Source organism: Pantoea sp. B9002, assembly GCF_013385945.1.
Taxonomy (GTDB): Bacteria; Pseudomonadota; Gammaproteobacteria; order Enterobacterales; family Enterobacteriaceae; genus Pantoea.
Window position 1 is genome coordinate 19,931 of record NZ_JACAPA010000022.1, and the last position, 26,905, is coordinate 46,835.

Sequence of the window (26,905 nt, forward strand, 5' to 3'; positions counted from 1 at the left end):
TCTCTCCTTTACTGAGCGGATGCGGTGCGCGCGGCGTACTGCGGTTCAGCGGCCTGGCACCAGTTTTGATAACGTTGATAAAGTTGCTGATAAACCACCACGCGCTCGGCGTTGGGTTGCAGCGTCACATCAATCGGACTGGCCATCACGTGCTGGGCGGCAGGCACATCGGCATACACGCCCGCAGCAACGGCGGCAAAAATGGCGGCGCCGAGCGCACAGCATTCGTCAGAGGCGACGATATCCAGCGGACGGTTCATCACGTCACAGCATGCCTGCATGATGGCGGGGGATTTGCGCGCGATGCCGCCGAGCGTCAGGATGCTCTGCACCGGAATCTGCTGCTGTTCGAAACACTCCATAATGGCGCGCGCGCCAAACGCGGTGGCGGCGATCAGGCCACCAAACAGCGCCGGCGCATCGGTGCCGAGATTGAGATCGGTGATCACACCTTTTAAGCGCTGATTAGCATCCGGCGTGCGGCGGCCGTTGAACCAGTCGAGCACCACCGGCAGATGATCGAGTTGCGGATTGGCCGCCCAGGCTTCGGTGAGGTTGCGGATCAGATCTTTTTGCAGCGCGGCTAACTGCGGTTGCAGCTCCGGATGGTGCTGCGCCGCCTGCTGCAATGGCCAGCCAAGCAGGCGGCTAAACCAGGCATAAATATCGCCAAACGCTGACTGACCGGCTTCGCAGCCAATCGCGCCTGGCACCACGCTGCCATCCACCTGGCCGCAGATACCTTTGATCGCGCGGTCGCCAACGGTGTCGCTGTCGGCAATCAGAATGTCGCAGGTTGAGGTACCAATCACTTTCACCAGCGTGTAAGGCTGCGCACCGGCACCAACCGCGCCCATGTGGCAGTCAAACGCGCCGCCCGAAAGAATCACCTGTTGCGATAAGCCGAGGCGCTGCGCCCATTCGCTGCTGAGCGTGCCAACCGGCACATCGGCGGTCCAGGTTTCTGCGAACAGGGGAGAATCGAGCTGCTCGACCAGCAGAGGATCGAGCGCGCGGAAGAAGTCAGCCGGCGGCAAGCCCTGCCACTCCGGATGCCACAGTGATTTGTGCCCGGCGGCACAGCGTCCACGACGCAGTTGCGCGGGCGCGGTAGTGCCGCTGAGGAGCGCGGGCACCCAATCGCAAAGTTCCACCCAAGACACTGCCGCGTCACGTACCGCAGCATCTGCGCGTGACACGTGCAGTATCTTGGCCCAGAACCACTCCGACGAATACACGCCGCCAATATAGCGGGTGTAATCGTTGAAACGACCGCTACGACACAGCTGATTGATCTCTTCGGCTTCTTCAATCGCGGTGTGATCTTTCCACAGCACGAACATCGCGTTGGGGTTGGTGGCGAATTCCGGGCGCAGCGCCAGCACGTTGCCATCACGATCGATGGGCGCGGGCGTCGAGCCGGTGGAATCCACGCCAATCCCGACGACGGCGGCGCGCTGTTCAGGCGTTAAGGCGTTAACCACGGTGACGATCGCCTGTTCTAACGCATCGATATAGTCCTGCGGATGGTGACGAAAGCGGTTGGCGTGCGCGTCGCAAAATTCGCCGTTGGCCCAGCGCGCATAGTTGACCACCGCTTTTTCCAGCTCTTTTCCACTGTGACAGTCCACGGCCAGCGCACGCACCGAGTCACTGCCGAAATCCAGCCCAATTGTTATGGTGCCAGCACCCATTGGGATTCTCCTGTGTGAGTTATCTGGCTCTATCCTGGAATGGGGCGGCAGAAGCGGTTAGTCATCAGTCGCTGAGAATATGCACTTTTCTGCCATCGGCGAGGATGTGTGATCGACTGCAAAAGTTAATGACCGGTTAAATTTGCTGAATATATGGAGAATTTTGTCATCGTTTTGGGATGTGATACCGCTCTACATTTTTCCTTTCCATTCCCGCTACAACTAGCCCAGCGTTTGCGCAGCCTTTGTACAACCTTTGCGCTAACGCGCTGATTTTTAGCTGTACCCCACAGAATTATTTGATTGGTAGCGTTTACACCGATTGGTTAATAACAGCCTAAAACAACATTGTGCCGGAGAGCATCATGCATAAATTCACTAAAGCGCTGGCGGCGGTAGGTCTCGCCGCGGTTATGTCACAATCCGCTATCGCCGAGACCATGAAACTCGGTTTCCTCGTTAAACAACCGGAGGAACCCTGGTTCCAGACCGAATGGAAATTCGCGGATAAAGCCGGCAAGGATCTCGGCTTTGAAGTGATCAAAATTGCCGTGCCTGACGGTGAGAAAACCCTCAACGCCATCGACAGCCTGGCCGCCAGCGGCGCGAAAGGCTTCGTCATCTGTACGCCGGATCCCAAACTCGGCTCCGCGATTGTCGCCAAAGCGCGCGGTTACGGTCTGAAAGTGATTGCCGTTGATGACCAGTTCGTGACCGCCAAAGGCAAGCCGATGGATACCGTGCCATTGGTGATGATGGCGGCGACCAAAATCGGCGAGCGTCAGGGGCAGGAACTGTATAAAGAGATGCAAAAACGCGGCTGGGATGTGAAAGAGACCGGCGTGATGGCCATCACCGCTAACGAACTCGACACCGCACGCCGTCGCACCAGCGGTTCGATGGACGCGCTGAAAGCCGCCGGTTTCCCGGAGAAGCAGATCTATCAGGTGCCGACCAAATCCAACGATATCCCAGGCGCCTTTGACGCCGGTAACTCGCTGCTGGTGCAGCATCCGGAAGTGAAACACTGGCTGATTCTCGGCATGAACGATAACACCGTGCTGGGCGGCGTGCGCGCCACCGAAGGTCAGGGCTTTAAGGCGCCCGATGTGATCGGTATCGGCATCAACGGTGTGGATGCGGTGAGTGAGCTGTCGAAAGGTTCCGCCACCGGCTTCTACGGTTCGCTGCTGCCAAGCCCGGACGTGCACGGTTATAAGAGCAGCGAGATGCTCTACAACTGGGTAACCAAAGATCAGGAGCCGCCGAAGTTCACCGAAGTCACCGATGTGGTGCTGATTACCCGCGATAACTTTAAAGCCGAGCTGGATAAGAAAGGGCTGAAGTAATCCCATTTTCCCAAAACCTGCCTAACAGGCAGCCAAAATGATTCGTGCTGTAACAAGGCGGCAAGTGCACTTATCCCCGGGAGCTTACTTTTGTAAGTGACCGGGGTAAGTTCACGCAGCCAACGCAGTTACAGTGCGAAGCATGAAGGCTTAGAGGAGTCACCATGAACATAGATCAAGCTTTTCTGTCGTTTCATGGCATCAGCAAAACCTTTCCCGGCGTAAAAGCGCTGCAGGACATCTCATTTAGCTGCCGTGCCGGTGAAGTGCACGCGCTGATGGGGGAAAACGGTGCCGGTAAATCAACGCTGTTGAAGATTCTCAGCGGTAGCTACCAGCCCAGCGGCGGCGAGATCCGCATTAAAGGCCAGCCGAAAAGTTTCAACACCACCGTGGATGCGCTGGATGCCGGCGTGGCGATCATTTATCAGGAACTGCATCTGGTGCCGGAAATGAGCGTGGCGGAGAACATCTATCTCGGCCAGCTGCCGCACAAGCGCGGTTTGGTGAATCGCAAACTGCTGCGCTATGAAGCCGGTTTGCAGCTGCAAAATCTTGGCATGGATATCGATCCGGACCTGCCGCTGAAATACCTGTCGCTCGGCCAGTGGCAGATGGTGGAGATCGCCAAAGCGCTGGCGCGTAACGCGCGCATTATTGCCTTTGACGAACCGACCAGCTCGCTGTCGGCGCGCGAGATTGATCACTTGTTCCGCGTGATCCGTCAGCTGCGCGAGCAGGGCCGCACCGTGCTGTACGTGTCGCACCGCATGGAGGAGATTTTTGCCCTGAGCGACGCCATCACCGTGTTTAAAGATGGCCGCTACGTGCGCACCTTCACCGACATGAAAAACACCCATCACGACGATTTGGTGCAGGCGATGGTGGGACGCAATCTGGGGGATATTTATGGTTACGCGCCGCGTGAACTGGGCCCGGTGCGTCTGCAGCTGGACGCGGTAGAGGCGAAGGGCGTGCGTACGCCGATTTCGCTGACGGTGCGCGCCGGGGAAATCGTCGGCCTGTTTGGCCTGGTCGGCGCGGGACGCAGTGAACTGATGAAAGGGCTGTTTGGTGCCACCAAACTGCGCGCTGGCACGGTAACGCTGGATGGCAAAAAACTCAACATCCGCCAGCCGATCGATGCCATTCGTGCTGGCATCATGCTGTGTCCGGAAGATCGGAAAACCGAGGGCATCATTCCGGTGCATTCGGTGCGCGACAACATCAACATCAGCGCGCGTCGCCACAATCTCACCGCCGGTTGCCTGATCAAACCGAGCTGGGAGGCGAAAAATGCCGACATCCACATTCGCTCGCTCAATATCAAAACGCCGGGCCCGCATCAGTTGATCATGAATCTATCGGGCGGTAATCAGCAGAAGGCGATTCTGGGCCGCTGGCTGTCGGAAGAGATGAACGTAATCCTGCTCGATGAGCCGACGCGCGGCATTGACGTCGGTGCCAAACACGAAATCTACCACCTGATTTATCAACTGGCGAAGAAGGGGATTGCGGTGCTGTTTGCCTCCAGCGATCTGCCGGAAGTGATGGGATTAGCCGACCGCATTCTGGTGATGCGTGAAGGTGAGATCGCCGGTGAACTGTCCCACGACACGGCCACAGAGCAGCTGACGCTGAGCCTGGCGATGCCGAAAACCACTCAAGCGGCCGCCGTGGCCTGATGTAAAGGAGAGCAATAATGGCTTCATCTACCACTTCCAACACGCCACCGGTGCAGCGCAACGGGCTGCAACTGGGGCGGATTTGGGACAACTTCGGCATGCTGGTGGTGTTCGCACTGCTGTTTATCGTTTGTGCCATTTTCGTGCCGAATTTTGGCTCCATCATCAATATGAAAGGGCTCGGGCTGGCGATGTCGATGTCCGGCATGGTGGCGTGCGGCATGCTGTTCTGTCTCGCTTCCGGCGACTTTGACCTGTCCGTGGCGTCGGTGATCGCCTGCGCCGGTGTGGTCACCGCGGTGGTGATCAACATGTCCGAAAGCCTGTGGATTGGCGTGGCGGCCGGTTTGCTGCTCGGCATGGCCACCGGCTTTATCAACGGTTTCGTCATCGCGCGGCTGAAAATCAACGCCCTGATCACTACGCTGGCGACGATGCAGATTGTGCGCGGCCTGGCTTACATCTTCTCCGACGGCAAAGCGGTGGGGATTGAAGACGAGCGCTTCTTTACCCTCGGTTACGCCAACTGGCTCGGCGTGCCGGCACCGATTTGGCTCACCATCGCCACCATGGTGCTGTTCGGTTTCCTGCTGAACAAAACCACCTTTGGTCGCAACACGCTGGCGATTGGCGGCAATGAAGAAGCCGCGCGTCTGGCCGGCGTGCCGGTGGTGCGCACGCGCATCATTATCTTCATTCTGTCCGGTTTAGTGTCGGCGGCGGCGGGCATTATTCTGGCGTCGCGTATGACCAGCGGCCAGCCAATGACCTCGCTCGGATACGAGCTGATTGTCATTTCGGCTTGCGTGCTGGGCGGCGTGTCGCTGAAAGGCGGCATCGGCAAAATTTCATACGTGGTGGCGGGCGTGCTGATTCTGGGCACGGTTGAGAATGCGATGAATTTATTGAATATCTCGCCATTCTCACAGTATGTGGTGCGCGGTTTGATACTGTTAGCGGCGGTGATTTTTGACCGCTACAAACAGAAAAGTAAAGCCGCCTGATAACCAAGGCTGAGCGTGCCGGAAGGTGGGCGCGCTCAGCGCCGCGAAACGGAAGAGTGAGGGCATTATGTATCATCGCGAACCCCCGAGTGAGCAGCAGAATCCCTTATTGCCGGGCTATGCGTTCAATGCCTGGCTGGTGGCAGGCTTAACGCCGATCAATGCCAATGACGCGCTCGATTTCTTTATCGATCGTCCGCACGGCATGAAAGGTTACATCCTTAATCTGACCATCAAAGGTCAGGGCCGCGTGTTTGATGGCGAATCCGCTTTCGACTGCGAGCCGGGCGATCTGCTGCTGTTTCAACCGAAAACCCCGCACTATTACGGACGCGCGCCAGACAGCCCGTGCTGGTTCCATCGCTGGGTCTATTTCCGTCCGCGTGCTTACTGGACCGATTGGTTGCAGTGGCAGGATGAGAGTCAGGGCGTGGGGCGCTTGCGTCTGTCAGAAGCGCAGCGTGCCGAGTTTGATCGCCTGTTCGCCAGCATCGAGCAAACTCACAACTCCGGACGTCGCTTCGCCGAAGAGCTGGCGATGAACCTGCTGGAGCGCTTGCTGCTGCGCGCGGTGGAAGAGGATCCGCGCAGCCATCAACAGATCCGCGATCCGCGCGTGATTGAAGCTTGCCAGTACGTCACCAATCATCTGGCGGGTGAAGTGAAGATTGAAGAAGTGGCGCGCCATGTTTGCCTGTCGCCGTCACGGCTGGCGCATCTGTTCCGCGAGCAAATGGGCATTAATCTGCTGCGCTGGCGCGAAGATCAGCGGGTGATCCGCGCCAAATTGCTGCTGCAAACCACCCAGGAACCGATCGCTTCCGTCGGGCGCGAAGTGGGCTACGATGACCAACTTTACTTCTCGCGCGTGTTCCGCAAACGCGTTGGCGTCAGCCCCAGCGACTTCCGCCGCCGCAGTCAGGATGCGCAGGATGCTTTGGTGGCGCACGAGAGCTGGCAATCCGCACGGAGTGCTATTTCCTGAGTTTTCAGGTGATTCCGCCTTGTTCTTATAGACCGATTCGTCTTAAATCAGTCTGGTAACGAACAAGAGGAATGAGAATGAGCGATAAATTACGTGTCGGCCTAATCGGCTACGGTTTTGCCAGCAAAACCTTTCATGCACCCTTGATCGCCGGTACGCCGGATGTTGAGCTGGCGGCGATTTCAAGCAGCGATGCCAGCAAAGTGCATGCTGACTGGCCGTCCGTGCAGGTGGTTTCCGATCCACAAGCGCTGCTGGATGACCCGACACTGCAACTGATTGTTATTCCGACCCCGAATGACACCCATTTCCCATTAGCCAAAGCGGCCCTCAACGCCGGTAAACACGTGGTGGTCGATAAACCGTTTACCGTGACGTTGTCACAAGCGCGTGAGCTGGATGCGCTGGCCAAAGCCAAAGGTCTGCTGCTGTCGGTGTTCCATAACCGCCGCTGGGACAGTGATTTCCTGACGCTGAAATCCCTGCTGAACGACGGCACGCTGGGCGAAGTACGCTATTTCGAATCCCACTTCGACCGTTTCCGCCCGGAAGTGCGTCAGCGCTGGCGTGAAATGAAAGGCGCGGGCAGCGGCATCTGGTTCGATCTCGGACCGCACGTGCTGGATCAGGCTTTGCAGCTGTTTGGCACGCCGGTCGCGATTAATGTCGATATGGCGGAACTGCGTCCAGGCGCACAAACCACCGATTACTTCCATGCGGTATTGACCTATCCAACGCGTCGCGTGGTGCTGCACGCCAGCATGCTGGTGGCGGCGGAATCCGCGCGCTTTGTGGTGCACGGTACGCGCGGCAGCTACGTGAAGTACGGCCTCGATCCGCAGGAAGATCGTCTGAAAGCGGGTGAACGTCCGCCGCAGGAAGATTGGGGCTACGACATGCGCAACGGTACGCTGACGCTGGCGGAAGGTGATGTGATGGTGGAGAAAGAGCTGCTGACCTTGCCAGGCAACTATCCGGCATATTACGCAGGCATTCGTGATGCGATTGCAGGCACAGGTGCGAATCCGGTGCAGGCAGAAGAGGCGATTCAGGTGATGGAGTTGATCGAGCTGGGCTTGCAGTCCGCCGAGAAGCGCCAGACCATGTCATTGCGTTAATTCTGTAAAGCGGTCGCCATGAATGGCGACCCTACGATGTAAGGTGCGCGTATTATGCGCACCTTTTTTTATCCCGCTACGCGCGCGCGCAGCGCGGCTTTCTCGGCATCACTCAGGAACGCGATGGTCACGCCATTATCCTGCGCCTGACGCATCTCTTCCGCCGTCAATCCCGCTTGCGGTGCCGCCACTTCATACTCATGTGCCAGCTCAACACCCTGAACCGCCGGATCGTCGGTGTTAATAGTGGCGAGAATGCCGTGCTGCAGGAAGGTTTTCAGCGGATGGCTGCTCAGCGACGACACCGTGCTGGTCTGAATATTCGAAGTCAGGCACGACTCAATACCAATGCGCTGCTCAGCAAGGAAATCCATCAGTGCGCGATCTTCAATCGCCTTCACGCCGTGACCAATTCGCTCCGCGCCCAGCTCGCGAATCGCTTGCCAGATGCTTTCCGGGCCCGCGGCTTCACCGGCGTGAACGGTAATACGAAAACCGGCATCACGTGCACGATTAAAGTGGCTGAGGAATTCGCTGCCGGGGAAGCCTAATTCGTCACCGGCCAAATCGACAGCGGTGATGCCATCGCGATGTGCCAGCAAACCTTCCAGCTCGCGCAGGCAAGCTTCCTCACCAAAGGTGCGGCTCATAATGCCGGTCAGGCGTACATCGACGCCGTATTGCTGAATACCGGCGCGCACGCCATCGATCACCGCCTCAACCACGCCGGCAATTGGTAATTTGTGGGTCATCGCCATATAGCCCGGTGAGAAGCGCAGTTCCGCATAGTGAATGCCAGCGCGCGCCGCATCTTCGACGTTTTCCAGCGCAATGCGACGACAGGCATCAAGATCGCCCAACACTTTCACGCCCCAGTCGAGTTTCTGCAGGAAGCTCACCAGATCCGGCTCATTGGCGGTGACCTGCACATGTGGACGCAATGCATCAAGCGTATCAGCGGGCAGCGCAAGATTATGCTGACGACCTAAATCGAGAATGGTTTGTGCGCGGATATTGCCATCAAGGTGGCGGTGAATGTCGGTAAGGGGGAGTTTTAGATCAATCATGGCGCACTCGCTTAAGTTTCATAAAGTGCAGAGGATTATAAAAACATCTTGCGCAACAGCGCCAGCGATTTGCGCAAACAGCAAAACGGATGCTGAATTAATCAGCATCCGTCGCATTTTAGAACGATTTTAACCCGGCAATCAGGCGATCCAGCCCATCATCCAGTTTGCTGCGCGGGCAACCCGCGTTGAGACGCAGATAACCGCGACTCGCCGCGCCGTAGGTCGAACCCGGCATGATCGCCACTTTGTGTTGATGAATCAGACGCTGTTGCAGCGCTTGTTCGTCAATGCCAAGCGGATTGAGATCTATCCACGCCAGGTAAGTCGCGGCGGGCAATTGCCAGTTAAGCTGCGGAAACGCCGTGTTCAGGCGCTGCGCGATGTGCTGCATGTTGCCACGCAGATGGGCGCGCAACGCATCCAGCCACGGCGCGCCCTCGCGATAAGCCGCGATGGTAGCGGCAAGCGCCATGACTGCCGGCGAGGATAAGCCATCCTGCTGCTTCAGCGCGTGGAACCACGCCTGACGATCGCGCTCATCAGGAATGATGCCCCACGCGCCGGTCAGCGCCGGAATGTTGAAGCTCTTGGAGGCCGAGGTAAACAGCACCCAATCGGACTGCGCAACCTGGCTCCACGGCGTATGCCGCGCATCACTCAGCACCATATCCATGTGGATTTCATCGCTGATCACCTTCACGCCATGCTTTTCACACAGCGCTGCCATCTGGCGCAGCTCATCTTCGCGCCACACTTTGCCGGTAGGATTATGCGGACTGCACAGCAGCATCACTTTGCAGCGCGGACGCGCCAGCAAACTTTCCAGCTGCGCCATGTCGCACAGCCATTCGTTAGCGTGGCGCTGCAGCGGCAGCTCCAGCACGCGACGCTGATTGCCATTGATGGTGTTATAAAACGCATCGTAAGCGGGGGTGTGAATCAGCACTTCATCGTCCGGCTGCGTCCAGTGGCGCAACAGCTGCGCCACCATGTAAATCACCGACGGGCCATAAACCAGCGATTCTGCCGCCACTTCTGTCGCGAAACGGCTGCGCATCCAATGTTGAATGGCAGAAAGAAAATCATCATGCTGCCAGCGGCTGTAGCCAAACACACCGTGCGTGAGGCGCTGCTGCAGCGCCTCGAGGATGCAGGGCGCAGTGGCGAAATCCATATCGGAGATGGTGAAGGGCAGCAAGTCCGCCACGCCGAAACGATCGGCCACGAAATCCCACTGCGTACACCAGCTGCCGTGGCGATCCACCACATGATTGAAAGCGAAATCCTGCATCATTACACCGTCGCGCTCATCAGGTGTGCCATCTCATCTTTGACCGACTGCACCTGCGGACCCATCACCACTTGCAGATTGGTGGCATTGACATGCACCACGCCAATCGCACCGTTGGCTTTCAGTGTTGCATCATCGACTTTGCTCATATCGACCACGGTGATGCGCAGACGCGTCAGGCAGTTATCCAGTGAGGCGATGTTTTCCACGCCGCCCAGCGCCGACAGAATCGCTGGTGTGTTAAAGCCGGATTTACCGACAGCCGCGCGGTTAACCTGCTGCGCTACGCTGTTGGTTTCCACTTCGCGGCCTGGCGTTTTGATGTTGAAGTGACTGATAGCAAAGCGGAAGATGGCGTAATAACCCACGAACCACACCGCAGCAATCACCGGCACCCAATACCATTTGGTGGAGAGGCCGTGCAGCACGCCGAAGACGAAGAAGTCGATCACGTTGCCGTCGGTGTTACCGATAGTCACGCCCAGCATCGCCATCACGGTGAAGCCCAAACCGGTCAGCAGCGCGTGGATCAGATACAGCACCGGCGCGACGAACAGGAACAGGAACTCCAGCGGTTCAGTGGTGCCGCCCACTACGCAAGCCACCACGCCGGAAATCAGCAGGCCTTTAATTTTATGACGGTTTTCCGGACGGGCGCAGTGATACATCGCCAATGCCGCACCCGGCAAACCACCGAGGAAGGCCGGCATTTTACCCTGCGACAGGAAGCGCGTGGCGCTCTCGGCGAAGCCGTGCGTATCCGCACAGGCCAATTGCGCCTGGAAGATAGTCAATGCACCGCTAACGCTTTTACCGCACACATCCAGTGTGCCGCCGGCATCGGTAAAGCGAATGATTGCTACCAGAATGTGCTGCAAGCCAAACGGTAATAACAGACGTTCGCCGGTACCGAAGATCATCGGACCAAATTCACCGGCGCTGTTGATCACCCAGCCGAGGCCGGTAATCGCGCGTGCAAAGAATGGCCAAATCAGCGGAACCACCAGGCCCAGCACGCCCATCGCCATCGCTGTGACGATCGGCACAAAGCGCGTACCGCCGAAGAATGCCAGCGCATCCGGCAGGCGGATGTTGTGGAAACGCTCATGCAGCCAGAACACCACGATACCGACGATCACCGCACCAAGAATACCGGTATCGATCGATTGAATGCCGAGAATGTTTTGTACGTTATTGGCTTTCAGCACTGCGGCATCGGTGGTTGGCAGAATACCGTTGATATTAAGCCAGAAGTTGATGCTGAGGTTCAGCACCGCGTAGCCGACAAAACCGGCAAACGCCGCCACGCCTTTGTTCTCGCGCGCCATTCCCAGCGGAATCGCAATCGCGAACATCACCGGCAGATAGCTAAAGGCGAAGGAACCAATCTTGGCTAACCAGATAAACAGGTATTGCAGGAAAGGCTGATCGAGCAGAGGAATCAGCGTTAGAACATCGTGGCTGCTGAGTGAACTGCCAATGCCGAGCAGGATGCCGCAAAACGACAGCAAGGCGACGGGCAACATAAAGGTTTTACCCAAACTTTGGAAAAACTCCCAAAGTGACATTTTCGGGCGGCTGGCTGACATAGATTCTCCTGGCAATAAAAGTGAAAGGCTTCAATGTGGTCAAGGATGATAAAACGTTTTACCACTTATTTTTGTGGCTATAATCACAAAGAGTGACTAATTGCAGACTTTATTTTTGGTGCAATCAGTGTAACGTTTTACCTCTTTGAATTTGGACGTCGGTAACGGAACACTATGTCCCAGCAGAAAACCACTATTCATGATGTGGCGTTGGTCGCCGGGGTGTCGGTCTCTACCGTGTCGTTGGTGCTCTCCGGTAAAGGGCGTATCTCGCCCGCAACGGCCACACGCGTCAATCAGGCGATTGAGCAGCTTGGCTATGTGCGTAATCGCTCAGCCTCGATTTTGCGCGGCGGCGAAAGCGGCGTGGTCGGCTTGATCGTGCGCGATCTCAGCCAGCCCTTTTATGCCGCGATGACGGCCGGGCTCAGCGAAGTGCTGGAGCAGCAGGGCAAAGTGCTGGTGCTGACACAAAGCGGTCAGCACGGACAACATCTTAAACGCTGTTTTGACACGCTGGTGGCGCAGGGCGCGGAAGGGATTGTGCTCGGCGGCGCGGTGGCGCAGGCAGAAACGCTGGTGCCGCAGGCGCAGGAGCAAAACATTGCGTTAGTCTGCGCCTCACGCGCCAGCAGCCTCGACAATGTCGACTCACTGCGGCCCGATAACAGCCAGGCGGCGCGCATGGCAACGGAGTATCTGATTCGGCAGGGGCATCAGCGCATCGCCTGGATGGGCGGTTTAGGATCGTCGTTGACGCGCGCCGAGCGGATTGGCGGCTATTGCGCCACCTTGCTGCAATACGGTTTGCCGTTTCGATCCGACTGGATTATTGAGTGCGACGATCGCCAGCAAAGCGTGTCGGCGTTAACGCTGCAGTTGTTGCGTCAACATCCCGGCATCACCGCGATTCTGGCGCATAACGGCAGCACCGCGCTCGGCTGCTATTTCGGCGCGTTACGCTGCGGGCGAACCTTTGGAGAAGGCGCGGTGGATAGTTACTACACGCAGCAGCTGGCGCTGGTGGGCTTTAATGACGATCCGCAGCGGGAGCTGCACGATCCCACCATGACCTTTGTCAGTAGCGAAGCGCGTGATGTGGGAAGAAGGGCGGCGGAAAGGATGTTGCAGCGGCTGGCGCAGCCGGAAGCGGAGATTCAAAGCTTGATTGTGCCACCGCAGCTGATGCGCGGCGAAGTTTAAGGGCGGGCAGTTGCCGGTTATGCTCGTTAGTTAAGCGTGAAACGGTCGCCATGAATGGCGACCGTACGGTAATTTGGTGGGATTTTCGTAGGGTGCGCATTCATGCGCACCTGCATACAAAGGCAATTTATTGCTTAAGTGAGTTACTCTGGCATGCCTTCGCTGGTTGGTGCGCCCAGCATATAGCGTGACAGGAACTGCTCCAGCGTCATCTTGTCGCCATTCATCGTGACCTGGCCGTTGCCGTATTGCAGGCTGGTGACGATGTTGTCATCCTGCTGCTGCGTCAGGCGGAACATCTGGCCCATTGCCGCTAAACCTTTCACCTGCTGATCCGCCAGCTTCTGCGCATCGTCGCCCTGATAACCTTCCGCCAAACCGACATGACGCATGGTTTCTGTCGCCATTGGCATATTGATCGCCAGCTTGCCGTCGAGGGTTTTCAGCACGCGATCGACTGCGGCACCCAAACTCTGCGCCTCGCCGCTCACGGTGGCCGGATCGTTAAAGCCCACGTTCAGGTTAAAGGTGCTTTCACCTTTATCATTTTTCCAGCTCAGCGGCGCGATGCTCAGCGTTGGCGAGCCTTTCAACAGCGTTGGCAGGTTATTACGCAGAATGGTTTGCACGCTGGCCTGATAGCGAATCGGATCTTCCGCCACGCCCGGCTGGTTCAGCAGATCCTGCATTTGCGCGTTGTAGGTATCGGAGAAGGCTTTCACCGCCTGCGCATCGAACTGCGCAAATTTCATCGCCAGCTTAGCTTCACCAAACGGCTGTTTCTGCAGGGTAATCTTGTCAACATTGACATCCAGCTGGCCGCCAATCTTGCCCTCTTTGTTGTCGAAGGAAGAGGTGGTTTTCAGCTTCTCCAGCGACAAACCTTCCTGACCGTTGATGCTGGCATCCAGTTTATCCAGAGAGATCGATTGATCGCCAACGCGCACGCCTTCCGGGCTGAGGTGGGTATCGCCGCTCAGCTTCAGGCCATTCAGCGTAAACAGCACCGGCAATTCAACCTGGTTTTTGCTGGTTACCGCGATGCTGGAGAAGTCGCCGTCGAGGCTGACTTTGTCACCTTTGCTGTCGGCGCTGATGTTCAGCGTGCCGCCATTGGTGGCCAGACGATCGCCGGTCTGCGGATTGTTGTAATCCACCGCCAGCAGGTTGAGATCGGTATTGGTCGCACCGCTGTAGCCGACGCGGGTATCGGCGTTGACCAGCGATTTGCCGTTGGTCAGTTCAAACAGTTTCTTCACCGCATCGGTGTTTTCCAGCTCGGTATGCACGGACGCCATACTTGGGATCAGGCTGCCGCGCTTCAACTGGGCGAACGGGAACGGACCGTGATCGATCGTCTCGTTCAGCACGATGCTTTGACCAGGCTTCAACAGCGGATTGTCATTGGTTTGCGAGCTGGCCTGCACCACTAATTTGGTTTTGCTGCTGAACACGCCGCGCTGATAATCCTGATAGCTCAGCGTCAAACGGCTGTTCGGCGCGTAAGCATTCAGCTGCGCGTTGGCGTTCTGCAACATCTCATCCATATGGCTTTCCAGTTGTTTACCGGTAAACCATGAAGCACCAGTCCAAATCACGCCGAGCGCCACAATTACACCTACGGCAACCTGGGTCTTTTTCATCGCTGTGTCGTCCTTATCCTTGCGTCCGCACGCCGCTGGTCGGTGCGCGACGGGTGAAGAAAAACGCCCGCAGGCGTTTTAAATTAATAGTTTGAAAGAATAGCAGTTAATGCTGGCAGCGTCAGCCGGATCTCAGTTGAGCGTATTAAACACGCGCGCCAGACGTCCGGTGCCTGCCGCGTTCACCGGCGACTCATTGGCGGCCACAAAGCAGGATTCACCCGGCTTCAGCACCAGCTGTTGCCCGGACTTCTCAATCACCGCTTGACCTTCAATGCAGAACAGCAGGGCCGCGCTGTTTTGTGCCAGCGCTTGCGGCGCAGCGGAAAGCCCATGAATGGCAAAGGCAAAGTCTTCTACCGGGATCGGGAAGTTCAGGATTTCACCGTCGCGCTGCGGCTGCGTCAGCAGCGTCGCGGCCGGTTTAGCCTGGAACTTCAGGTTAGCCAGCAGTTCCGGGATATCGATAAACTTCGGCGTCAGACCGGCGCGCAGCACGTTATCGGAGTTCGCCATCACTTCCAGCGCCACGCCTTTCAGATAGGCGTGCGGCGTTTCGGCAAACAGGAACATCGCTTCACCCGGCTGCAGGGTGATGACATTGAGCAGCAGCGGCGAAAACAGACCGGTGTCATCCGGATAATCGATGGCGATAGATTTGATCGTCTGCCACGGTTCACCTTCACGCGCGTTGAGCGCCGATTTCAGTACGCCGATGGCGCGCGATTTGGCCTCGTCTTGCAGCGAAAGCAGCGTGGCGAACAGTTTGGCCAGATTGGCTTCGTTAGCGTTTTCGAGGAAGTGAGCGATTTGCGGATGCGCACCGGCCACCGGTTCCAGCAGCGAGACAATCTCATGCAGCTCACGGAAACCGTTCATCGCCTGGAACGGCGTCAGCGCATACACCAGCTCGGGCTTGTGATTGGCATCTTTATAGTTACGTTCGGCAGCGCTCAGCGGAATGCCGGCGGCATTTTCACGCGCAAAACCCTGTTCGGCAGCGGCTTTGCTGGGGTGCACCTGAATCGACAGCGGCTGATCGGCGCACAGCACTTTAAACAGAAACGGCAGCTCGCCGAAACGTTCAGCCACCGCTTTACCGAGCGTGGCGACTTTGTCGGCGTCAATCACCTCACGCAGCGAACGCGCTTCGCCGTTGACCTCAACGGTAGAAGGGCTTTTCGGGTGCGCACCCATCCACAGTTCCGCCATCGGCAAGCCTTGTGGATTTTCGATGCCGTAGAGTTCGGTCAGCGCAGTTTTGCTGCCCCAGGCGTAATTTTGCAGCGAATTGTTCAATTTTTGCATCGTTTACCCTTAATAACCGTAAGTAAATAGGCTTATTAAAGCAGAAAGTGCCATAGAAAATACACGAACAAGTGCAATAAAGGCGATAGCCTCGCATAATGTTAAATTCTTGTATGTGACAATCTTGCTCGCTCAACGGCGTCGCGGGAAGGCGTTTAGAGCGGAAACCTCAAAATCTGAGCTAAGGAGACGTAGTCATGGCAGCCAATCGCATTGAAAAAGACTCAATGGGACCGATCGAAGTACCGGCAGATAAGTTGTGGGGCGCACAAACCCAGCGTTCGCTGGAACATTTCAAAATCTCAACCGAGAAAATGCCGGTGGCATTGGTGCATGCGCTGGCGCTGACCAAACGCGCGGCGGCGCAGGTGAACCAGGATCTCGGCTTGCTTCCGGCCGATCGCGCTCAGGCGATTCTCAAAGCCGCCGACGAAGTGCTGGCCGATAAGCACAGCGAGGAGTTCCCGCTGGCGATCTGGCAGACCGGCTCCGGCACCCAGACCAACATGAACATGAATGAAGTGCTGGCTAACCGCGCCAGTGAAATTCTTGGCGGCGAGCGTGGTATGTCGCGTCTGGTGCACCCGAATGACGACGTGAATAAAAGCCAAAGCTCTAACGATGTGTTCCCCACCGCCATGCACGTGGCCGCGGTCATCGCCGTGCGGGAGCAGCTGATTCCGCAGATTCACGTGTTGAAAAAGACGCTGAGTGAAAAATCCGACGCCTTCAAAGATATCGTCAAAATTGGTCGTACCCACTTGCAGGATGCGACACCGCTGACGCTCGGTCAGGAGATCTCCGGCTGGGTGGCGATGCTCGAGCACAATCTCAAACACATCGAAAACAGTATTCCGCACGTGGCAGAGCTGGCGCTCGGCGGTACCGCGGTCGGGACCGGACTGAATACCCATCCGGAATACGCGGTACGCGTGGCAAAAGCGCTGGCCGATTTGACCAAACAGCCGTTTGTTACCGCGCCGAACAAGTTCGAAGCGCTGGCGACCTGCGATGCGTTGGTCCACGCGCACGGTGCGCTGAAAGGCCTGGCGGCTTCGCTGATGAAAATTGCCAACGACGTGCGCTGGCTGGCGTCTGGCCCGCGTTGCGGCATCGGCGAACTGGCGATCCCGGAAAATGAGCCAGGCAGCTCGATCATGCCAGGCAAAGTGAACCCCACGCAGTGCGAAGCGCTGACCATGCTGTGCTGTCAGGTAATGGGAAACGACGTGGCGGTCAACATTGGCGGCGCATCCGGCAACTTTGAGCTCAACGTGTTCCGTCCAATGGTGATCCACAACTTCCTGCAATCGGTGCGTCTGCTGGCCGACGGCATGGACAGCTTCAATCACCACTGTGCGATTGGCATTGAACCGGTGCGCGAGCGCATCGATCAGCTGCTGAACGAATCGCTGATGCTGGTGACGGCGCTGAATACCCATATCGGTTACGACAAAGCGGCGGAAATCGCCAAGAAAGCCCATAAAGAAGGACTGACGCTGAAAGGCTCAGCGCTAAAGCTGGGGTATCTGACCGAAGAGCAGTTCGATGAGTGGGTGCGTCCGGAAGAGATGGTTGGCAGCATGAAGCAGTAAACTGCTGTTAAAAGTTGGCAGAAATAGCACCCATCGTAGCGGCGCAATTCATTGCGCGATAAATCGCGCCGCTACGGAATGTGCGGTGATTTACAGCTGTCCGCTATACAGCACCGGACCGGTTGGCTGGCCGGTTGGCGAGCCGCCGCGCGGCTCAAGGCTGATGGCAATCATGCCGGAACGCGCCAGCTCAGGATTTTTCAGCGCGATATCCGTGGCATTTTCACTATCCACTAAACCGAGCGAAATCGGCGCTTTTCCCGCCGGAATCACCCAGAGTTCAAGGCTGTTACTGGCCGTCAGCGCCGCCGGATGTAACGGCGTCAGGCTCAGCTGCGCCAGCTTGCTATCGGCGCTGAGCACCCATTGTTCGCGGTGCTGCGCATCGCTTAATACCGTTAACGGCGTCAGCGTCGGTTGCTGCAGGAAGATCGAGGCCACCAGCGCGATGGCCGCAATACTGGCCGCCAACAGCCAGCCCACGTAGCGGCGTTGCAGCGGCGGCACGCTTTTCTCCGGCAGGCTCAGCGTAATTTTCTTCCACACCTTTTCCGGTGGCGTGACGGGCGCAAGTTGATTATCCAGGCCCGCCAGCATGGTTTGCCAGCGCGCAACGTTGGCCGCAAGGGCAGGCTCGTTACGTAACCTGCGTGCAAAGCGCAAACGCGCCAGCCCGCTTAAGGTGCCCAGCGCATACTCGGCCGATAAGGCATCATCGCGTTGTAATTTATCGTTCATAGGCCCACACACTCCCGCAGATGCTCCAGCGCGCGGCGAATCCAGCTTTTTACCGAGCCAACCGGCTGTTGCAGCCAGGCGGCAATATCACTGTGGGACATCCCCTGATAATAGGCGAGCGTGATGCTTTGCTGCTGTTCGCTGCTCAGATGACCAATGCAGTGTCGCAGGCGATCGGCTTGTGCCGCATCGTGCCAGTTATTCTGTTCGTCTTCGCTGGTGATTTGTAGCAGGTCGCTAAACTCTTCTGCCTCCAGCGTCAGGCGCGCTTGTCCGCTGCGTAATCCGTCAATGCAGCGATTGCGCACAATGTGCGTCATCCACGTCATCGGCGCGCTCAGGGTGGCATCGAACGAGGCGGCGCGGTTCCAGATGGTGAGGTAGCAATCGTGCAGCACCTCTTCCGCCCAACCTTGCTGACGCAGCATGCGCAGGGCGAGGGCAAACAGGTGCGGCGAAGTGAGTCGATACAGTTGCTCAAACGCGCGGCGATCGCCTTTCGCGATCGCCGGCAATAAGTTATCTAACCGTTCTGCAAGCCTATTATCCATCATCTTCCCGGTTGGCTAAAATGCCCAATCCGAGTATAGGCAATTACTTAGGCATCAAGACGGTATCGATCACATCAATCACACCATTTTTCTGATTGACGTCATAGGTGCTGATATTGGCCACGTTGCCCTGACCATCTTTCAGCTGGATGTTGTGCGGGCCGTTGCTCATGATCCACAGCGGCTGGCCGTTGACGGTTTTCAGCTCGGCATGTCCGCCACCTTGTTTGATCTTCATCTCCAGCGCTTTCATGTCGTATTTACCGGCCACCACATGGTAAGTGAGGATGCTGGTCAGCATGGCTTTGTTTTCAGGTTTCACCAGATTATCCACGGTGCCCGCCGGCAGTTTGGCGAAGGCGGCATTGGTCGGTGCAAACACCGTGAACGGACCTTTGCCTTCGAGGGTTTCCACCAGACCAGCGGCTTTCACCGCCGCCACCAGCGTGGTGTGATCTTTAGAATTTAGCGCATTTTCGACGATGTTTTTTTGCGGATACATCGCTGCGCCGCCAACCATCACCGAGTCATTATTCATGGCGGCGAATGCGCCTGCGGTGAACAGTAAAGTGCCGGATACGACTGCAATGCTCATTAGCTTTTTCATCATAAATCCTCGTAGTAGGGAGCGAAGAAGTTGCTCACACTCTGATATACGAGGGCAGCGAGTGAATTGGATGCATCGATTTAAAAATAAATTTTACGCCAGCCGATCGCTCCACAAATGCAGACGCGGAATGATCAGATGCAGCGGCTCGGCCAACGGTTTATGACGCCAGGCAACGTTATCGGCATCGTAGTTCAGCAGCTCTCCGAGAATCGGCACCTGCGTGCGATCGCGGCACAGCACCAGCAGCGGAGAAGGGCAGGCAAGCTGCACCTGTTTTTTCTCGCTGGCGCGCCACACGCGGGCAATCGGCTGCACCTTAACCGGACGCTTAATTTTCAGCTTCGCACCGGCTGGCAACGCGAGAATCGCTTCCAGCTCTTGCTGCACTTTCTCCGCCCACTGTTCCCGCGTCCACGGAGCCTGCGCGCGATTGGCTTTGAGGCTGCGCTCCAGCTGTTCCACCACCGCATCACGCGTGACGTTTTTGATGATGTTTTTATTCGCCCAGCCAAAGCGCAAACTGTCCGGCGCGTTAAGCAGCGTCACGCTGCGGTAGGCGTTAAGCGTAATTAACCCGCGCAGATGCTGATGAACGAACTCAAAACGCGCCTCGCTCGGCAGGCCCGATTCCACGGTAATCAGCTGTTCCAGCCGCTGCTTCAGCGTATTAATCTCGTCAACCTGCTGCGTAATCTGCGCATGCACATCGCCATCGGCTTCAATGCAAATCGCGCCCGGCAAGCGCACGGCGGCTTTGGTGCTGAGCTTTTCCGATTGATGCTGCATAAACAGGCGGCAGTAATGCGTTAGCGCCATGTCGCGTGCCGTTTTACCAAGATGCTGTGTCACCGCGATGCGTTCAATTTCATCATGTTCGCGGCCTTTCTCAATTTCCGGCAGGCTAAACACGCGCGCAATCAACAGCGGTTGCTGCTCAATGTGTTGACGTAACGCGCCTAAACCCGCTTCCAGCGCGTTAACGCATTCGTGCAGATCGGCAACCAAATCATAACGAGCCATAAAACGCCTCCATAGTTACAACATACTTTTAAGTGTACTGACTTGGGTGCCAGTCTGCCAGCGTAGCGCAAGGATTTTGTTAAGCAGGGAACCGTGGGATTTTTCAAGCTGGATGAACGTGTTATAACAATGCTTTGCCTGCTAACGGATAAAAGTTGTGAAGCCTCAGCCAAAGCCACCTGCCGCCGCCATTGTTACGCTTGGCGTAGTACAAATCCTGTCGTGGGGCGGATCCTTCTATTTAATGGCGGTGATGGCCAATCCGATCGTGGCGGAAACCGGCTGGTCGCAACAATGGGTGTATGGCGCGCTATCGCTCGGCATGCTGATTTCCGGTTTGCTGGCGCCGCTGAGTGGGCGACTGATTTCCCGCTCCTATGGCCGCGCATTGCTGGCGGCGAGCGGGGCGGTGATGGCGATCGGTCTGGTGATCATGGGCTTGAGCCATAATCTGCCGCTGTTCCTGTTTGCCTGGCTGATTATCGGCGTGGGTATGTCGATGGGCCTGTACGATGCGCTATTTGCCACGCTCGGCACGCTCTATGGCGGCCAGGCGCGCGGCGCGATTACCGGCATCACACTGATTTCTGGCTTCTGTACCACCATCGTTTGGCCGGGCACCGCGCTGCTGATTCACTGGCTGGATTGGCGCGGCGCCTGTTTTGCCATCGCCGGAATGTTATGTGTTTCCGTGTTGCCCGCCTATCTTTACGCGCTGCCCGCGCCAGAAGCGAAAATCGCCACCGCTAAGGCAAAACCAACCGCGCAGGGCGACGAACTGGCACCCACGCTGTTTTGGCTGCTGTGCAGCATTTTCACCCTCGCTTCGGTGATCATGACGGCGATTTCGGTGCAGCTGATCACCTTGCTGCAGGCCAGCGGCCACACGCTGGCGTCGGCGCTGGCTATCAGCGCGATTCTCGGTCCTTGTCAGGTGGGATCGCGCATCGTGGATATCGCTTTTAAGCGCGGCCACCCGATCTGGACCACCTTTTTCTCGGTGGGATTGGTGGCGCTCGGCTTGCTGCTGCTGGCGTGTTATCCGCAGTTTGCGGTGCTCAGCATGGTGCTGTACGGTGCCGGGAATGGTTTGCGTGCCATTGTGCGGGGAACTTTACCGCTGGTAATGGTCAAACCAGAGGCCTACGCGATTGTGGTGGGGCGCATGGCGCGTCCCGCCTTAATCGGTCAGGCTTTGACGCCGCTGGTTGGCGGCTATGTATTTCAGCACCTCGGTGCCAGCGCCACGCTGTGGTTGTTATGCGTTCTGGCGTTGATTAACGTGCTGTTGGTCGTGCTGTTGCAGCAGAAATTGCCGCAGGCTAGCCCACAGTCGGAAAGGGGAGTGATAAACTAAGCAGCCTGTGCGCTTCTGCCCGATTTAATGGGGAATACGTGCCTGGATCACGGACGTTGACTTCTAAAAAGCAACAGTGTTTGTTATATTTATTGCTCATTGATTACTCACTGTCGCGGCATAAAAACAACAAGATAACCGCAACTCAGGATATTGAAATGCTTGATTACCGCTTCCCGACAGCTTTGCAGATGGTTTTGAGCGTAGCGATGGCGGAGCAACTGGGCAAACGCTCGACCAGTGCCATATTGGCGTATGGTCTTGAAGCGAACCCCAGTTTCATTCGGAAACTTATGGTTCCGCTCACGCGTGACGGCATCATCGTCTCAACGCTTGGCCGCACCGGCTCCATTCATTTGGGTCGCCCGGCCGCCGAGATTACGCTGCGCGACATTTATACTTCTGTGATTGAAGATAAAAAACTCTGGGCGTCACGTCCCGACGTGGCACCGCGTTGTCTGGTCAGTGCCAACCTGTGTTGGTATTTCAAATCGATTGCTGAAGAGGCTGAAGAAGCGTCGCTGAAAGTGCTGGAAACCCGCACCGTAGCGGACGCGCTGGCCGAACTGAAGCATAACGACACCAGCAACTGCGAAGAGTTGCCCGATCTCGAACTCGCCGACCTGTGTAAAAAAGGCCGCTAAAACCGCACCCATCACGTAGGGTCGCCATTCATGGCGACCTTTTTTATTGCCTCAATCTGCACGCAAAAAAAAATCCGGGCACTTGGCCCGGATTGTTCATTTCACCTAAAACCCTTACACCGTTTGCACTTCAGCCTGTGGTTGCTTGCGCGTCACCAGCTTGCGCAGCGTCACATAGAACACCGGCGTCAGGAACAGGCCAAACAGCGTCACACCCAGCATGCCGGAGAACACGGTAATCCCGGTTACGCCGCGCACTTCTGCGCCTGCACCTTCACCAAGAATCAGCGGGATGGTACCGGCGATAAAGGCAATCGAGGTCATAACGATCGGACGCAGACGCAGGCGACAGGCTTCCAGCGCTGCATCGACAATGCTCTTGCCCTGCATCTCCAGCTCGCGCGCAAACTCGACGATAAGAATCGCGTTCTTACACGCCAGCCCCATCAGTACCACCAGCCCAACCTGCACAAACACGTTGTTATCGCCACCGGTCAGCCACACGCCGACCAGCGCCGAGAGCATGGTCACCGGCACAATCAGGATCACCGCCAGCGGTAGCGTCCAGCTTTCATACAGCGCCGCCAGCACCAGGAACGCCAGTAATACGGCGACCGGGAAGACGATCAGCGCGGTATTGCCCTGCGTTGATTGCTGATAGCTCAGGTCGGTCCATTCAATGTTCATGCCGTTCGGCAGCACCTGCGTCGACATCTCCTCCAGCTTCTGCATTGCCTGCGCTGAAGAGAGCACGCGCGGATCGGCATCACCAATCAGGTCCGCCGCCGGATAGCCGTTATAGCGAATCACCGGATCCGGGCCGTACGTGGTGGTGATATTCACCATGCTGCCAATCGGCACCATTTCGCCGCGATCGTTGCGGGTACGCAGATTACCGATATCCTGCACGCTATCGCGGAAATCGCCATCCGCCTGCGCCATCACGCGCCAGGTGCGACCAAACTTATTGAAATCGTTAACGTACGACGATCCGAGATAGGTTTGCAGCGTGCTGAACAGTTCGGTCAGCGACACGCCTTGCGCCTTGGCTTTATCACGATCCACCTGCACATCCAGCTGCGGCACGTTGGCCTGGTAGGATGAAATCGGGAACATCATGCCCGGCGTCTGCAACACCGCACCCGTCATGGTGTTGATGGCGGTTTGCAGCGCACCGTAACCGAGCCCCGCGCGATCCTGCACATACAGCGAATAACCCGAACCTTGTCCCAGACCCAAAATCGGCGGTGGCATAATTGAGAAGCCAAAGCCTTGCTGGATTTTGGCGATCTTGGCGTTGATCTCGGCGTTAATCTCCGCCGCGCTGCGCTTACGCTCGTTGAACGGCTTCAGGCCGAAGAACACCGTGCCGGTATTCGGCGTGTTGGTGAACTGCAACGCATTCAGACCGGGGAAGGCGACCGAATAGGCCACGCCTTCGGTGTTCATGCCGATCTCGCTCATCTTGCGAATCACTTCATCGGTACGCGCCAGCGACGAACCTTCCGGCATCTTCACGCCGCCAATCAGATAGAGCTTATCCTGGGTCGGAATAAAGCCGCCCGGCACGGTATGGAACATAAAGCCCGCTCCGGCCAGCAGCAGCACGTAGACGCCGAACACCGCGCCACGACGACGCAAGGTTTTACCCACCAGCGATTCATAGCCATCTGAACTGCGCTGGAAGAAGCGGTTAAACGGACGGAACAGCCAGCCGAGCAGGCGATCGATAATACGCGTCGGCATATCCTTCGCGGCATCGTGCGGCTTCAGCAGCAGCGCCGCCAGCGCCGGTGACAACGTCAGCGAGTTGATGGCGGAGATCACCGTTGAAATGGCAATCGTCACCGCAAACTGCTTGTAGAACTGACCGGTCACGCCGGACAGGAACGCCATCGGCACGAACACCGCACACAGCACCAGTGCGATGGCGATAATCGGTCCGGACACTTCACGCATCGCCTGATGCGCCGCCGCGGTGGGCGAGAGGCCTTGCTCGATATTACGTTCGACGTTCTCCACCACCACGATGGCGTCATCCACCACAATCCCGATCGCTAACACCAGGCCAAACAAACTCAGAGTATTGAGCGAGAAGCCGAGCAGATAAAGGATGCTAAAAGTACCGACCACCGAAACCGGCACCGCCAGCAGTGGGATGATCGATGCGCGCCAGGTTTGCAGGAACAGAATCACCACCAGCACCACCAGCACAATCGCTTCGAACAGCGTTTGCACCACGGCACGGATCGAATCACGCACGAACACCGTTGGGTCGTACGGCGCGGCCCACTGCACATCGTCCGGGAAGCGGGTTGCCAGTTCGGCCATTTTGTCGCGCACCGCATTCGACAGATCGATGGCGTTGGCGCCCGGCGCCTGGAAGATACCGATGCCGACCGCATCTTTGTTGTTCAGCTGTGAACGCAACGCGTAGCTGCCGGAACCCATCTCGATGCGCGCCACGTCACGCAGGCGCACCAGCGTGCCGTCGTCGGCGGTTTTCAGGATGATATTGCCGAACTGCTCTTCGCTCTCCAGACGACCTTGGGTGTTTATCGACAGCAGAAAATCGCTCTGTTTCTTCAGCGGCTCAGCGCCAAGCTGACCGGCAGAAACCTGCACGTTCTGCTCCTGCATCGCGCTGACCACATCGGAGGCGGTCAAACCACGCGCCGCCACCTTATTGGGATCGAGCCAGACGCGCATCGCGTATTCACCGGCACCGAAGATCTGAATCTGACCGACGCCCGGCAGGCGCGCCAGTTCATCTTTCACCTTCAGGGTGGCGTAGTTACGCAGATAGAGGGAATCGTACTTGCCGTGTGGCGAGAACATGTGCACCACCAGCGTCAGCGTCGGTGACATCTTCTGCGTGGTGAGGCCAAGTTGGCGCACCTCTTCCGGCAGACGCGCTTCGGCCTGCGCCACGCGATTCTGTACCTGAACCTGCGCCTGATCCGGATCGGTGCCTGGACGGAAGGTCACGGTGGTGACCAGCACGCCATCGGAACCGGCCACGGATTTCATGTACATCATGTTTTCTACCCCGTTGATGGCTTCTTCCAGCGGCGTCGCCACGGAATCTGCAATCACTTTGGGGTTAGCGCCGGGATATTCCGCGCGCACCTGCACGCTCGGTGGCACCACGTTGGGATATTCACTGATCGGCAGCAGCGGAATGGCGATCAGTCCGGTGGTAAAGATCAAAATCGACAGCACCGCGGCGAAGATCGGTCGGTCGATAAAAAAGCGGGAGAAATCCATAAAAGGCAGTCTCGAAGGTTATTGAGCGGAGCGCATCGCCACCGGTTGGGCGGTCACCGGCATGCCAGGCATAAAGACTTTCTGCAAGCCGTTAACGATCACCTTGTCGCCAGGTTTCAGGCCTTGCTGCACAATGCGCAGCCCATCGGCTAAATCACCGGCCTGAATATCGCGGCGCTGGGCTTTACCCTGCGCATCCACTACGTAAACGTACTTACGATCCTGATCGGTGAGCACGGCTTTATCGTCAATCAACAGGGCGGTGAAGTCGGCACTGCCCGGCAAGCGCACGCGCGCAAACAGGCCCGGCGTGAACTGACGCTGCTGATTATCCAGCGAGGCGCGCATGCGGATGGTGCCGGTGCTGGCGGTCAGCTGGTTATCGAGGAAATCCACGGTGCCGCGATGCGGAAAACCCTGTTCGCCGGTCAGCGCCACTTCCACCGGCAGCGATCCGCGATTTTCGCCTTTACGCGCCATCGCCTGATAATGCAGATAAGTGGCTTCATCGACGTCGAAGTAGACGTACATGCGATCCTGCGACACCAACGTGGTCAGCACGCTGGCGCTGTCACCGGCGGTAACTAAGTTGCCGGTGGTGATCATCGCGCGGCTGGCGCGACCTTCAATCGGCGCGGTAACGCGGGTGAAATCGAGATTCAGCTGTGCCATATCCACCGCGGCCTGCGCCGACAGCACGCTGGCCTGCGCCTGATTAGCCGCCGAGCGACGCTGTTCCCACTCTTCGCGTGACACCACATTGGTGCCGATCAGTTTATCGGTACGCGCCGATTCACTGCGGGCCAGCGTGGCCTGGCTGCGCGCGTTGGCGAGTTCGGCCTGCGCTTGCTCCAGCGTGGCGCGATAGGTGCGATCGTCAATGGTGAACAGCACCTGACCTTTTTTCACCTCATCGCCTTCGCGATAATTAACCTGATCGATATAGCCCGAAACGCGCGGCCGCAGCTGCACGCTCTGCACCGCTTCGAAACGGCCATTGAAGCTATCCCATTGGCTGACTTTCTGCTCTACCACCTGCGCGACACTCACTTCGGGCGGCGGCGGCGGGGCGTTTTGCGCCACACCGCGATCGCAACCGGCCAGCAGGCTTCCCAGCAACATCACTCCTGACAGGCTTACCGCCCATTGAACCCTATATGTTTGCAGATGCATTGTTGTTATTC

21 protein-coding genes are annotated in these 26,905 nt (G+C 57.4%); 9 read left to right on the forward strand and 12 right to left on the reverse strand.

The window, feature by feature from the left end; all coding sequences use genetic code 11:
- Window positions 1–8: 8 nt before the first annotated feature.
- Window positions 9–1,694 (reverse strand): ribulokinase, encoded by a 1,686-nt coding sequence (locus HX773_RS13120; RefSeq protein ID WP_176971862.1) that lies wholly within the window; start codon window positions 1,692–1,694, stop codon window positions 9–11.
- A gap of 365 nt (window positions 1,695–2,059) precedes the next feature.
- Here HX773_RS13120 and HX773_RS13125 point away from each other — a divergent pair, with 365 nt between their 5' ends.
- The 5 genes from HX773_RS13125 (at window position 2,060) to HX773_RS13145 (ending at window position 7,835) form a co-directional block, all read left to right on the forward strand.
- On the forward strand, window positions 2,060–3,043 hold the full coding sequence (locus HX773_RS13125; RefSeq protein ID WP_097094058.1) for an arabinose ABC transporter substrate-binding protein: 984 nt from the start codon (window positions 2,060–2,062) through the stop codon (window positions 3,041–3,043).
- A 164-nt stretch (window positions 3,044–3,207) separates the two neighbouring features.
- On the forward strand, window positions 3,208–4,728 hold the full coding sequence (gene araG, locus HX773_RS13130) for an L-arabinose ABC transporter ATP-binding protein AraG (protein WP_176971863.1): 1,521 nt from the start codon (window positions 3,208–3,210) through the stop codon (window positions 4,726–4,728).
- Window positions 4,729–4,745: 17 nt separating this feature from the next.
- Window positions 4,746–5,732 carry an L-arabinose ABC transporter permease AraH gene (araH, locus tag HX773_RS13135; RefSeq protein WP_176971864.1) on the forward strand — a complete coding sequence of 329 codons (987 nt, stop codon included), beginning with the start codon at window positions 4,746–4,748 and terminating at the stop codon, window positions 5,730–5,732.
- 67 nt (window positions 5,733–5,799) lie between these two features.
- Window positions 5,800–6,717, forward strand: a complete 918-nt coding sequence (gene araC / locus HX773_RS13140; RefSeq protein ID WP_008110234.1) for an arabinose operon transcriptional regulator AraC — start codon at window positions 5,800–5,802, stop codon at window positions 6,715–6,717.
- Between the two features lie 77 nt (window positions 6,718–6,794).
- Window positions 6,795–7,835 carry an oxidoreductase gene (locus HX773_RS13145; RefSeq protein ID WP_008110233.1) on the forward strand — a complete coding sequence of 347 codons (1,041 nt, stop codon included), beginning with the start codon at window positions 6,795–6,797 and terminating at the stop codon, window positions 7,833–7,835.
- Between the two features lie 68 nt (window positions 7,836–7,903).
- Here the strand turns inward: HX773_RS13145 and add are convergent, their stop codons facing one another.
- The 3 genes from add to malX all read right to left on the reverse strand — a co-directional run bounded on the left by add (window position 7,904) and on the right by malX (window position 11,785).
- On the reverse strand, window positions 7,904–8,902 hold the full coding sequence (gene add / locus HX773_RS13150; RefSeq protein WP_176971865.1) for an adenosine deaminase: 999 nt from the start codon (window positions 8,900–8,902) through the stop codon (window positions 7,904–7,906).
- A gap of 118 nt (window positions 8,903–9,020) precedes the next feature.
- The gene (locus HX773_RS13155; protein ID WP_176971866.1) at window positions 9,021–10,199 is read right to left on the reverse strand and encodes a MalY/PatB family protein; all 1,179 of its coding nucleotides are present in this window, start codon (window positions 10,197–10,199) and stop codon (window positions 9,021–9,023) included.
- Entirely contained in the window at window positions 10,199–11,785 is a 1,587-nt protein-coding gene (malX, locus tag HX773_RS13160) for a maltose/glucose-specific PTS transporter subunit IIBC (RefSeq protein WP_176971867.1), read from the reverse strand. Before malX ends, HX773_RS13155 begins: the two co-directional genes overlap by 1 nt.
- A 174-nt stretch (window positions 11,786–11,959) precedes the next feature.
- On the opposite strand from malX, the gene malI reads away from it, so the two are divergent.
- Window positions 11,960–12,988 (forward strand): Mal regulon transcriptional regulator MalI, encoded by a 1,029-nt coding sequence (gene malI, locus HX773_RS13165; RefSeq protein WP_176971868.1) that lies wholly within the window; start codon window positions 11,960–11,962, stop codon window positions 12,986–12,988.
- 143 nt (window positions 12,989–13,131) lie between these two features.
- On the opposite strand, the gene HX773_RS13170 is transcribed toward malI, so the two are convergent.
- Together HX773_RS13170 and manA are read right to left on the reverse strand one after the other, a co-directional pair.
- Window positions 13,132–14,631 (reverse strand): YdgA family protein, encoded by a 1,500-nt coding sequence (locus HX773_RS13170; protein ID WP_176971869.1) that lies wholly within the window; start codon window positions 14,629–14,631, stop codon window positions 13,132–13,134.
- A gap of 132 nt (window positions 14,632–14,763) precedes the next feature.
- Window positions 14,764–15,939, reverse strand: coding sequence for a mannose-6-phosphate isomerase (gene manA, locus HX773_RS13175; protein ID WP_176971870.1), 1,176 nt, complete (start codon window positions 15,937–15,939; stop codon window positions 14,764–14,766).
- 197 nt (window positions 15,940–16,136) lie between these two features.
- Here manA and fumC point away from each other — a divergent pair, with 197 nt between their 5' ends.
- Complete coding sequence (fumC, locus tag HX773_RS13180; RefSeq protein ID WP_101764505.1) at window positions 16,137–17,534, forward strand: class II fumarate hydratase; 1,398 nt, start codon at window positions 16,137–16,139, stop codon at window positions 17,532–17,534.
- 90 nt (window positions 17,535–17,624) lie between these two features.
- On the opposite strand, the gene HX773_RS13185 is transcribed toward fumC, so the two are convergent.
- From HX773_RS13185 to tus, 4 genes are all read right to left on the reverse strand, one after another.
- On the reverse strand, window positions 17,625–18,272 hold the full coding sequence (locus HX773_RS13185; RefSeq protein ID WP_176971871.1) for an anti-sigma factor domain-containing protein: 648 nt from the start codon (window positions 18,270–18,272) through the stop codon (window positions 17,625–17,627).
- Window positions 18,269–18,823: a sigma-70 family RNA polymerase sigma factor gene (locus HX773_RS13190; protein WP_176971872.1), complete on the reverse strand. Its 555-nt coding sequence runs from the start codon at window positions 18,821–18,823 to the stop codon at window positions 18,269–18,271. The genes HX773_RS13185 and HX773_RS13190 overlap by 4 nt, the downstream gene beginning before the upstream one ends.
- Window positions 18,824–18,866: 43 nt before the next feature.
- Window positions 18,867–19,430, reverse strand: a complete 564-nt coding sequence (locus HX773_RS13195; RefSeq protein ID WP_176971873.1) for a fasciclin domain-containing protein — start codon at window positions 19,428–19,430, stop codon at window positions 18,867–18,869.
- Window positions 19,431–19,523: 93 nt separating this feature from the next.
- The gene (gene tus / locus HX773_RS13200; RefSeq protein ID WP_176971874.1) at window positions 19,524–20,453 is read right to left on the reverse strand and encodes a DNA replication terminus site-binding protein; all 930 of its coding nucleotides are present in this window, start codon (window positions 20,451–20,453) and stop codon (window positions 19,524–19,526) included.
- A 157-nt stretch (window positions 20,454–20,610) separates the two neighbouring features.
- Here tus and HX773_RS13205 point away from each other — a divergent pair, with 157 nt between their 5' ends.
- Window positions 20,611–21,810 carry an MFS transporter gene (locus tag HX773_RS13205; protein ID WP_370463605.1) on the forward strand — a complete coding sequence of 400 codons (1,200 nt, stop codon included), beginning with the start codon at window positions 20,611–20,613 and terminating at the stop codon, window positions 21,808–21,810.
- Between the two features lie 158 nt (window positions 21,811–21,968).
- Window positions 21,969–22,454 carry an Rrf2 family transcriptional regulator gene (locus HX773_RS13210; RefSeq protein WP_008110154.1) on the forward strand — a complete coding sequence of 162 codons (486 nt, stop codon included), beginning with the start codon at window positions 21,969–21,971 and terminating at the stop codon, window positions 22,452–22,454.
- Window positions 22,455–22,568: 114 nt separating this feature from the next.
- On the opposite strand, the gene oqxB is transcribed toward HX773_RS13210, so the two are convergent.
- A complete protein-coding gene (oqxB, locus tag HX773_RS13215) occupies window positions 22,569–25,721 on the reverse strand; it encodes a multidrug efflux RND transporter permease subunit OqxB (protein WP_176971875.1) in 3,153 nt (1,050 codons plus the stop codon).
- Window positions 25,722–25,739: 18 nt separating this feature from the next.
- A complete protein-coding gene (locus tag HX773_RS13220) occupies window positions 25,740–26,894 on the reverse strand; it encodes an efflux RND transporter periplasmic adaptor subunit (RefSeq protein WP_176971876.1) in 1,155 nt (384 codons plus the stop codon).
- Window positions 26,895–26,905: the final 11 nt, after the last annotated feature.

Excerpts from the sequence above, each read along its gene's own strand:
- add (WP_176971865.1), bottom strand. The coding sequence starts at position 8,902 with ATGATTGATCTAAAACTCCCCCTTACCGACATTCACCGCCACCTTGAT.
- HX773_RS13125 (WP_097094058.1), top strand. The coding sequence starts at position 2,060 with ATGCATAAATTCACTAAAGCGCTGGCGGCGGTAGGTCTCGCCGCGGTT.
- HX773_RS13220 (WP_176971876.1), bottom strand. The coding sequence starts at position 26,894 with ATGCATCTGCAAACATATAGGGTTCAATGGGCGGTAAGCCTGTCAGGA.
- tus (WP_176971874.1), bottom strand. The coding sequence starts at position 20,453 with ATGGCTCGTTATGATTTGGTTGCCGATCTGCACGAATGCGTTAACGCG.
- HX773_RS13170 (WP_176971869.1), bottom strand. The coding sequence starts at position 14,631 with ATGAAAAAGACCCAGGTTGCCGTAGGTGTAATTGTGGCGCTCGGCGTG.
- manA (WP_176971870.1), bottom strand. The coding sequence starts at position 15,939 with ATGCAAAAATTGAACAATTCGCTGCAAAATTACGCCTGGGGCAGCAAA.
- HX773_RS13210 (WP_008110154.1), top strand. The coding sequence starts at position 21,969 with ATGCTTGATTACCGCTTCCCGACAGCTTTGCAGATGGTTTTGAGCGTA.
- HX773_RS13145 (WP_008110233.1), top strand. The coding sequence starts at position 6,795 with ATGAGCGATAAATTACGTGTCGGCCTAATCGGCTACGGTTTTGCCAGC.
- HX773_RS13195 (WP_176971873.1), bottom strand. The coding sequence starts at position 19,430 with ATGAAAAAGCTAATGAGCATTGCAGTCGTATCCGGCACTTTACTGTTC.
- malI (WP_176971868.1), top strand. The coding sequence starts at position 11,960 with ATGTCCCAGCAGAAAACCACTATTCATGATGTGGCGTTGGTCGCCGGG.
- araH (WP_176971864.1), top strand. The coding sequence starts at position 4,746 with ATGGCTTCATCTACCACTTCCAACACGCCACCGGTGCAGCGCAACGGG.
- araG (WP_176971863.1), top strand. The coding sequence starts at position 3,208 with ATGAACATAGATCAAGCTTTTCTGTCGTTTCATGGCATCAGCAAAACC.
- HX773_RS13120 (WP_176971862.1), bottom strand. The coding sequence starts at position 1,694 with ATGGGTGCTGGCACCATAACAATTGGGCTGGATTTCGGCAGTGACTCG.
- fumC (WP_101764505.1), top strand. The coding sequence starts at position 16,137 with ATGGCAGCCAATCGCATTGAAAAAGACTCAATGGGACCGATCGAAGTA.
- malX (WP_176971867.1), bottom strand. The coding sequence starts at position 11,785 with ATGTCAGCCAGCCGCCCGAAAATGTCACTTTGGGAGTTTTTCCAAAGT.
- HX773_RS13155 (WP_176971866.1), bottom strand. The coding sequence starts at position 10,199 with ATGATGCAGGATTTCGCTTTCAATCATGTGGTGGATCGCCACGGCAGC.
- oqxB (WP_176971875.1), bottom strand. The coding sequence starts at position 25,721 with ATGGATTTCTCCCGCTTTTTTATCGACCGACCGATCTTCGCCGCGGTG.
- araC (WP_008110234.1), top strand. The coding sequence starts at position 5,800 with ATGTATCATCGCGAACCCCCGAGTGAGCAGCAGAATCCCTTATTGCCG.
- HX773_RS13185 (WP_176971871.1), bottom strand. The coding sequence starts at position 18,272 with ATGAACGATAAATTACAACGCGATGATGCCTTATCGGCCGAGTATGCG.
- HX773_RS13190 (WP_176971872.1), bottom strand. The coding sequence starts at position 18,823 with ATGGATAATAGGCTTGCAGAACGGTTAGATAACTTATTGCCGGCGATC.